Origin of the sequence: Enterobacter sp. PL1, from assembly GCF_945957325.1 — a bacterium.
GTDB lineage: Bacteria > Pseudomonadota > Gammaproteobacteria > Enterobacterales > Enterobacteriaceae > Enterobacter > Enterobacter roggenkampii.
The window spans coordinates 1-8406 of record NZ_CAMFKT010000053.1 but is presented as its reverse complement, the minus strand read 5'-3'; the positions used below and the strand labels follow the sequence as shown (position 1 = coordinate 8406).

At 55.9% G+C, this 8406-nt stretch carries 8 protein-coding genes; 6 read left to right on the top strand and 2 right to left on the bottom strand.

The window, feature by feature from the left end; genetic code table 11:
- Positions 1 to 293: 293 nt before the first annotated feature.
- The 6 genes from rbsD (at position 294) to rbsR (ending at position 6146) form a co-directional block, all read left to right on the top strand.
- On the top strand, positions 294 to 713 hold the full coding sequence (gene rbsD / locus N6P30_RS23820) for a D-ribose pyranase (RefSeq protein ID WP_008503495.1): 420 nt from the start codon (positions 294 to 296) through the stop codon (positions 711 to 713).
- Between the two features lie 7 nt (positions 714 to 720).
- Positions 721 to 2226 carry a ribose ABC transporter ATP-binding protein RbsA gene (gene rbsA, locus N6P30_RS23815; protein ID WP_021242658.1) on the top strand — a complete coding sequence of 502 codons (1506 nt, stop codon included), beginning with the start codon at positions 721 to 723 and terminating at the stop codon, positions 2224 to 2226.
- Positions 2227 to 2230: 4 nt separating this feature from the next.
- Entirely contained in the window at positions 2231 to 3196 is a 966-nt protein-coding gene (gene rbsC, locus N6P30_RS23810; protein WP_021242657.1) for a ribose ABC transporter permease, read from the top strand.
- 27 nt (positions 3197 to 3223) lie between these two features.
- Positions 3224 to 4114 (top strand): ribose ABC transporter substrate-binding protein RbsB, encoded by an 891-nt coding sequence (gene rbsB / locus N6P30_RS23805; RefSeq protein ID WP_008503498.1) that lies wholly within the window; start codon positions 3224 to 3226, stop codon positions 4112 to 4114.
- Positions 4115 to 4220: 106 nt separating this feature from the next.
- Positions 4221 to 5150 (top strand): ribokinase, encoded by a 930-nt coding sequence (gene rbsK / locus N6P30_RS23800; protein ID WP_023293678.1) that lies wholly within the window; start codon positions 4221 to 4223, stop codon positions 5148 to 5150.
- A gap of 3 nt (positions 5151 to 5153) precedes the next feature.
- Positions 5154 to 6146: a ribose operon transcriptional repressor RbsR gene (rbsR, locus tag N6P30_RS23795; protein ID WP_115503878.1), complete on the top strand. Its 993-nt coding sequence runs from the start codon at positions 5154 to 5156 to the stop codon at positions 6144 to 6146.
- On the opposite strand, the gene mdtD is transcribed toward rbsR, so the two are convergent.
- Together mdtD and N6P30_RS23785 are read right to left on the bottom strand one after the other, a co-directional pair.
- Positions 6112 to 7545 carry a multidrug transporter subunit MdtD gene (gene mdtD / locus N6P30_RS23790; RefSeq protein ID WP_023293676.1) on the bottom strand — a complete coding sequence of 478 codons (1434 nt, stop codon included), beginning with the start codon at positions 7543 to 7545 and terminating at the stop codon, positions 6112 to 6114. The two genes, rbsR and mdtD, sit on opposite strands and share 35 nt — an antisense overlap.
- Positions 7542 to 8249 (bottom strand): FadR/GntR family transcriptional regulator, encoded by a 708-nt coding sequence (locus N6P30_RS23785; RefSeq protein WP_021242652.1) that lies wholly within the window; start codon positions 8247 to 8249, stop codon positions 7542 to 7544. Before N6P30_RS23785 ends, mdtD begins: the two co-directional genes overlap by 4 nt.
- Between the last annotated feature and the right edge of the window lie 157 nt (positions 8250 to 8406).

The following is an 8406-nucleotide window of genomic DNA, read 5'->3' as shown; positions in this document are numbered from 1 at the left end:
GCTTGCGTACTACGACCGAAAAACCCAGAGTGTGGTGCGGATAGACTAAAAGTGTTACCTATGTTCCCGGTCTGATCTGTCACCTATGTATCCGGTCATACACTACGCTTACCCGGCCTACCAAACCCGTAGGCCCGTGCAAGCGAAGCGCCGCAGGGCAATTTCTCCCATCAATATTTCACTTAGCGAAACGTTTCGACGTCGATCACAAATCTGTTACGTCACGGTGGTTTTCTGAACATTTCTGAGGCTACACTTCTTTTAGCGAAACGTTTCGCTAGTGGAGCAATAAAATGAAGAAAGGCACTGTACTCAACTCAGAAATCTCGTCGGTGATTTCCCGTCTTGGGCATACCGATACGCTGGTGGTTTGCGATGCAGGCTTACCGGTTCCGCGCAGCACAACCCGTATCGATATGGCGTTAACGCAGGGCGTACCTTCGTTTATGCAGGTACTGGACGTGGTGACCGCGGAGATGCAGGTTGAGGCGGCTATTCTCGCGGCGGAAATCAAACAACATAATCCGCAGCTCCATGAAACGTTGCTCAGCCATCTTGAGCAGCTGCAACAACACCAGGGAAACACCATCGAAATTCGTTACACAACGCACGAACAATTCAAACAACAAACCGCAGACAGTCAGGCGGTGATTCGCAGCGGGGAGTGTTCCCCGTATGCGAATATCATTCTCTGTGCTGGCGTCACCTTCTGAGGCCATCATGGACGCATTACTGCAACTCAAAGGGATCGATAAGTCGTTCCCGGGCGTAAAAGCCCTCTCCGGCGCGGCGCTGAACGTTTACCCCGGGCGCGTGATGGCGCTGGTGGGCGAAAACGGCGCCGGCAAATCCACCATGATGAAAGTGCTGACCGGTATCTATCAACGCGATGCCGGTTCACTCCTCTGGCTGGGTAAAGAAACCACCTTCACTGGCCCGAAATCTTCTCAGGAAGCGGGTATCGGCATTATTCACCAGGAGCTGAACTTGATCCCGCAGCTCACCATTGCGGAGAACATCTTCCTCGGTCGTGAATTCGTTAACCGCTTCGGCAAGATCGACTGGAAAACCATGTATGCCGAAGCCGACAAGCTGCTGGCGAAGCTGAACCTGCGCTTTAAGAGCGACCGCCTGGTCGGCGATCTCTCCATCGGCGATCAGCAGATGGTGGAAATCGCGAAGGTGCTGAGCTTTGAGTCGAAGGTCATCATTATGGATGAACCGACCGACGCCCTGACCGATACCGAAACCGAATCCCTGTTCCGCGTTATTCGCGAGCTGAAATCGCAGGGGCGCGGGATTGTCTATATCTCTCACCGCATGAAAGAGATCTTTGAAATCTGCGATGACGTCACCGTCTTCCGCGACGGGCAGTTTATTGCCGAGCGCGAAGTGGCCACGCTGACGGAAGATACGCTCATCGAAATGATGGTGGGACGCAAGCTTGAAGATCAGTATCCGCATCTGGATAAAGCGCCGGGTGAGATCCGCCTGAAGGTGGATAACCTCTGCGGTCCGGGTGTGAACGACGTCACCTTTACCCTGCGCCAGGGCGAGATCCTGGGCGTGGCGGGCCTGATGGGCGCGGGACGTACCGAGCTGATGAAAGTGTTGTACGGCGCACTGCCGCGCACCAGCGGTTATGTCACCCTCGACGGCCATGAAGTGGTCACCCGCTCCCCGCAGGATGGTCTGGCGAACGGCATCGTCTATATCTCCGAAGACCGCAAACGCGACGGCTTAGTGCTGGGCATGTCGGTAAAAGAGAACATGTCCCTGACCGCGCTGCGCTATTTCAGCCACAGCGGCGGCAGCCTGAAGCATAAAGACGAGCAGCAGGCGGTCAGCGATTTTATCCGTCTCTTTAATGTTAAAACGCCGTCGATGGAGCAGGCGATTGGCCTGTTGTCCGGCGGGAATCAGCAGAAAGTGGCGATTGCGCGCGGGCTGATGACGCGCCCGAAAGTGTTGATCCTCGACGAGCCAACCCGCGGCGTAGACGTGGGGGCGAAGAAAGAGATCTATCAGCTGATTAACCAGTTCAAGGCCGACGGTCTGAGCATCATTCTGGTCTCTTCCGAGATGCCAGAAGTATTAGGCATGAGCGATCGCATTATCGTCATGCATGAAGGGCATCTCGGCGGTGAATTCACTCGCGAGCAGGCCACCCAGGAAGTTCTGATGGCTGCCGCTGTGGGCAAGCTTAATCGCGTGAATCAGGAGTAAGAAGATGACTACCCAGGCTGTTTCTGGTCGCCGCTATTTCACAAAGGCGTGGCTGATGGAACAAAAATCGCTCATTGCCCTGCTGGTGCTGATCGCGATTGTGTCGACCATGAGCCCGAATTTCTTCACCGTAAATAACCTGTTCAACATTCTGCAGCAGACGTCGGTGAACGCCATTATGGCGGTCGGCATGACGCTGGTGATTTTGACCTCAGGGATCGATCTGTCCGTCGGTTCCCTGCTGGCCCTCACCGGCGCGATCGCCGCTTCGCTGGTCGGGATTGAAGTCAACGCGCTGGTGGCCGTGGCCGCGGCTCTGGCGGCAGGCGCGGCGATTGGTGCCGTCACCGGCGTGATTGTGGCAAAAGGCCGCGTTCAGGCGTTCATCGCGACGCTGGTGATGATGCTGCTGCTGCGCGGGGTGACCATGGTGTATACCAACGGCAGCCCGGTCAATACCGGCTTCACCGATAACGCCGATCTGTTTGGCTGGTTCGGTATCGGTCGCCCGCTGGGTGTCCCGACCCCGGTCTGGATCATGGCTATCGTCTTCCTGGCGGCGTGGTACATGCTGCACCATACCCGTCTGGGTCGTTATATCTATGCGCTGGGCGGTAACGAAGCGGCAACGCGCTTGTCCGGGATTAGCGTTAATAAAGTCAAAGTTATCGTGTACTCCCTGTGCGGTCTGCTGGCGTCACTGGCGGGCATCATCGAAGTGGCTCGTCTCTCTTCCGCGCAGCCGACGGCGGGTACGGGGTATGAGCTGGATGCTATTGCAGCAGTGGTTCTGGGCGGTACGAGTCTGGCGGGCGGTAAAGGTCGCATTGTTGGGACATTGATCGGCGCACTGATTCTCGGTTTCCTGAATAATGGTTTGAATTTGTTAGGTGTTTCCTCCTATTACCAGATGATCGTTAAGGCAGTGGTGATTTTGCTGGCGGTACTGGTAGACAACAAAAAACAGTAACTGACGACACTACAGGACATCTTAGATATGAACATGAAAAAACTGGCTACCCTGGTTTCTGCTGTCGCGCTGAGCGCAACCGTAAGTGCTAACGCCATGGCGAAAGATACCATCGCGCTGGTTGTCTCTACCCTGAACAACCCGTTCTTCGTCTCCCTGAAGGACGGTGCGCAGAAAGAAGCGGATAAACTGGGCTACAACCTGGTGGTACTGGATTCACAGAACAACCCGGCGAAAGAGCTGGCTAACGTTCAGGACTTAACCGTTCGTGGTACCAAAATTCTGCTGATCAACCCAACCGATTCCGATGCCGTAGGCAACGCCGTGAAAATGGCAAACCAGGCGAAGATCCCGGTGATCACTCTGGACCGTCAGGCAACGAAAGGCGACGTGGTGAGCCATATTGCGTCTGACAACGTGCTGGGCGGCAAAATCGCGGGTGACTACATTGCGAAGAAAGCCGGTGAAGGCGCTAAAGTCATCGAACTGCAGGGGATTGCCGGTACGTCTGCCGCCCGCGAGCGTGGCGAAGGCTTCCAGCAGGCGGTTGCAGCGCACAAATTCAACGTGTTGGCTAGCCAGCCGGCAGACTTCGACCGTACTAAAGGTCTGAACGTCATGCAGAACCTGCTGACCGCACATCCTGACGTGCAGGCGGTATTCGCGCAGAACGACGAAATGGCGCTGGGTGCGCTGCGCGCTCTGCAGACTGCAGGTAAATCTGATGTGATGGTTGTCGGATTTGACGGCACGCCGGATGGTGAAAAAGCAGTAAACGATGGCAAACTGGCTGCGACCATCGCTCAGCTGCCTGAGCAGATTGGCGCGACTGGCGTTGAAACTGCCGACAAAGTGCTGAAGGGCGAAAAAGTTCAGGCTAAATACCCTGTTGACCTGAAACTGGTTATCAAGCAGTAAAAGGCGAATCAGGCCGTCACTGGCGGCCTGAGGGACACCAATAAAGAAAAGTGTGGCATACGCCACCGGGTAACACCGGTGGCGCTCTCAGATGGACAACCCAACCATGAAAACCGCAGGCAACCTCGTCGTCCTTGGCAGTATCAATGCCGATCACATTCTTAACCTTGAATCGTTCCCTGCACCGGGCGAAACCGTCACGGGTAACCAGTATCAGGTCGCATTCGGCGGTAAAGGGGCAAACCAGGCCGTCGCTGCCGGTCGCAGCGGGGCGAATATTGCGTTTATCGCCTGCACGGGTGATGACGATACCGGCGAGCGCGTACGCAAGCAGCTGGCGAGCGACAACATCGATATCGCACCGGTCAGCGTTGTTGCAGGGGAATCTACCGGCGTGGCGCTGATTTTCGTCAACGCAGAAGGTGAGAATGTCATCGGTATTCATGCTGGCGCTAACGCAGCGCTGACGACGGAGCGCGTGGAAGCGCAACGTGCAATCATTGGCGGCGCCGAGGCCCTGCTGATGCAGCTGGAGTCGCCGGTTGAAAGCGTGCTGGCCGCGGCCAAAATTGCGCATGAAAATCATACCACTGTCGTACTTAACCCGGCCCCAGCCCGTGTATTATCAGACGAGCTGCTGGCGCTGGTGGATATCATCACGCCGAACGAAACAGAAGCCGAAAAGCTGACGGGCATTCGCGTAGAAAACGATGACGATGCCGCGAGAGCCGCGCGTGCGCTGCACGACAAAGGCATCGGAACCGTGATCATCACCCTGGGCAGCCGTGGGGTATGGGCGAGCGTAAACGGTGAAGGCCGTCGCGTGCCGGGCTTTAAGGTGAAGGCGATTGATACCATCGCAGCGGGAGACACCTTCAATGGTGCGCTGGTGACCGCGCTGCTGGAAGGCAAGAAAATGGATGATGCGATCCGCTTCGCGCATGCCGCTGCCGCGATTGCGGTGACGCGCAAGGGCGCTCAGCCTTCCGTTCCGTGGCGTAAAGAGATCGATGAATTCTTAAGTCAGCAGGGGTAACGCTTGGCCACAATGAAAGATGTCGCCCGCCTGGCGGGCGTTTCTACCTCGACGGTGTCTCACGTCATTAATAACGATCGCTTCGTCAGCGAGGCGATTCGGGAAAAAGTCGAAGCGGCAGTAAAAGATCTCAACTATGCGCCGTCTGCACTGGCGCGCAGCCTTAAGCTTAACCAGACGCGTACGATCGGTATGCTGATCACCGCCAGTACCAACCCCTTTTATTCTGAGCTGGTTCGCGGCGTGGAGCGCAGCTGCTTCGAGCGTGGCTACAGCCTGGTGCTGTGCAATACCGAAGGGGACGAGCAGCGCATGAACCGAAACCTGGAAACGCTGATGCAAAAACGCGTCGACGGGCTACTGCTGCTGTGTACCGAAACGCACCAGCCGTCGAAAGAGATTATCCAGCGCTATCCCTCCATTCCCACGGTGATGATGGACTGGGCGCCGTTCGACGGCACCAGCGACCTCATTCAGGATAACTCTCTGCTGGGGGGCGATATGGCCACCCAGTATTTGATCGATAAAGGCTATACCCGCATTGCCTGTATTACCGGTCCGCTGGACAAAACCCCGGCGCGTTTGCGTCTGGAAGGATATCTCGCCGCGATGGCGCGGGCGGGACTTTCCGTGCCGGAACGGTATCGTATTACCGGTGATTTTGAGTTTCACGGTGGTTTTGAAGCGATGCAGACGCTGCTGGCGCAACCGCAGCGTCCGCAGGCGGTGTTTATTGGCAACGACGCCATGGCGTTTGGCGCCTATCAGGCGTTATATCAGGCCGGTTTGCGCGTTCCCCATGATATGGCGGTAATCGGCTACGATGATATCGAGCTGGCCAGCTATATGACGCCGCCGCTCACCACCATTCATCAGCCAAAAGATGAGCTGGGCGAGCTGGCCATCGATGTGTTGATCCACCGAATGGCTCAGCCCACGCTGCAGCAGCAGCGCCTGCAGCTTACTCCTGTTCTGATGGAACGTGGTTCGGTTTAGCTTTCTCTTTGTGACGCTCTTTAATCAGGTTTCGGCCGTCTTTCGGTTTTAACAGCATAAAGACCAGCGCTGAAACGACGGTGAGTGCGCCCATGGTGATAAAGGTATAGTGGAACTGCTCGACGGTGTTCGCGCTGTCGAAACCTTCATAAAACCGCAGTACCGCCGCGCTCACTGCAACCCCTAAACTGATCGACAGCTGCTGTGTGACTGCCAGCACGCTGTTGCCGCTACTGGCGTTCTCGTCGGTCAGATCCGCAAGGGTGATGGTGTTCATCGATGTGAACTGCGTCGACATCGCCATGCCCAGCACAAACAGCGGCAGGATCAGCATCCAGACGGGAAGCGAGGCGGACTGCAGCGAGAACTGCGCAATCATCAGACCGATAAAGACCGTCACGCCAACCAGCGTTTTGCGATAGCCAAACCAGCGTAGCACCTGCGTCACGGTCGATTTTGCCAGAATCGAGCCCATCGCCGTGGGCGCCATCATGCAGCCGGCAATCAGTGCCGGATAGCCGAAACCAACCTGCAGCATCAGCGGCATCAGGAACGGTACGCAGCCCGTCCCCAGACGCGAGGCAATGTTTCCCGCGATCCCGACGGAAAACGTTCGGGTGTTGAAGAGCCCAAGAGAGATTAACGGCATCGGATGGCGGCGCGCATGACGTATATAAAGAAGGAAAAGCAGAATCCCGGCGAGGATAACGGAGAGCGCCATCCACGTCGCGACGATCTTCTCGCCAAACAGCTCCATCCCGCTGGAGAAGAGCACCAGGCTCAGGCCAAACAGGAAGAAGCCGCCCATATCGAAACTGCGCCTTGGCGTGGTGAAGTTCGGCATATATTTGCGGGCATACAGCAGCCCCGCTACGCCAATCGGAATATTAATCAGGAAGATCCAGTGCCAGCTTGCCCAGGTGACAAACACGCCACCGAGTACCGGGCCAAGTATCGGGCCGACCAAACCCGGCATGGTGACGAAGTTAAGCACGGGAAGCAGTTCGCTTCGCGGGTAGGCTCGCAGCAGGGCAAGACGCGCCACGGGCATCATCATCGCACCGCCAATGCCCTGTAATACGCGGAAGATAACCAGCTCCGTTAAGGACGAGGAGAGCGCACAGGCCAGCGAACCGAGCGTAAAGAGCGTTACGGCCAGCATGAAAACTCTGCGGGTGCCGAAGCGGTCGGCCAGCCAGCCGCTAACAGGGATCAGCATCGCGACCGTCAGGGTATAGCTGATGATGGCGGACTGCATCGCCAGCGGGGAACGGTTGAGGCTTTGCGCAATAGCGGGAAGCGCGGTGTTGAGGATGGTGGCATCCAGTGCCTGCATAAAAAACGCCATGGCTGCAATCCACGGCAATCCGGCCATGCTGCGCGCTTTTTTCTTTGTCATTTATTTACCTGCTGGTGGGTTGGCGCAGCCAGCAATGCCTGGCACGCACTCAGGGCTCGCTGCCCGTCGCTTTCCTGAATGGCATCCACTATCGCCTGGTGCCATTCCAGTTTTACCACGTCGTCTTGTGTAATAGAGGTAAAGTAAGTGTGGTACACCGAATGGAATAACGAGGCAAAAGAGGTGAGGAACGGATTGGCGCTCATCATATAGATATGTTCATGCCAGGCCATATCGACCTCAACCCAGCGTTCGCGGTTGAAGTGTTTTTTCAGGAACACCATCTCTTCCATCAACGCATTAAGCTGCGCTTTCTGCTCCGCTGTTCCAAGCGTGGCAGCAAGCAGACATGCCTGAGGCTCAAGGCTACTGCGCATTACCAGAAAGTGATCGATCACCTGATGAAAGTTGTCTTCTGTCATCCACCAGGATAGCAGCTCCTGATCGAGAAAATTCCAGTTACTCTGTGGCATCACGCGTGTGCCAATACGAGGACGCGGAAGCACCATTCCTTTCGCCGTCAGGGTTTTCACCGCTTCGCGCACGGCGGTACGGCTCACCCCAAACTGCTCACCCAGCTCCATTTCACCCGGCAGGATGCTTCCCGGGGCATATTTACCCGCTAAAATCCGCTGAGCCAGCTTTTCGGCCAGCACATAAGACAGGTTTTTTTGGGCGGCCAGCTGTTGCGCGCTTAATGGCATCGCTTTTATTCCTTAAAGATTCATGCTGATAATTATGCCACCGTGAATGTGATTGTGGTTGCAGATACATCAAATAGAACAATTTGTAGCTTGATTTCACCTCTATTGGTGAAAAAAAACGCGGATGGAAACTTTTTTTAAATTTCTTCTTGTCACA

Excerpts from the sequence above, each read along its gene's own strand:
- rbsD (WP_008503495.1), top strand. The coding sequence starts at position 294 with ATGAAGAAAGGCACTGTACTCAACTCAGAAATCTCGTCGGTGATTTCC.
- rbsA (WP_021242658.1), top strand. The coding sequence starts at position 721 with ATGGACGCATTACTGCAACTCAAAGGGATCGATAAGTCGTTCCCGGGC.
- rbsC (WP_021242657.1), top strand. The coding sequence starts at position 2,231 with ATGACTACCCAGGCTGTTTCTGGTCGCCGCTATTTCACAAAGGCGTGG.
- rbsB (WP_008503498.1), top strand. The coding sequence starts at position 3,224 with ATGAACATGAAAAAACTGGCTACCCTGGTTTCTGCTGTCGCGCTGAGC.
- rbsK (WP_023293678.1), top strand. The coding sequence starts at position 4,221 with ATGAAAACCGCAGGCAACCTCGTCGTCCTTGGCAGTATCAATGCCGAT.
- mdtD (WP_023293676.1), bottom strand. The coding sequence starts at position 7,545 with ATGACAAAGAAAAAAGCGCGCAGCATGGCCGGATTGCCGTGGATTGCA.
- N6P30_RS23785 (WP_021242652.1), bottom strand. The coding sequence starts at position 8,249 with ATGCCATTAAGCGCGCAACAGCTGGCCGCCCAAAAAAACCTGTCTTAT.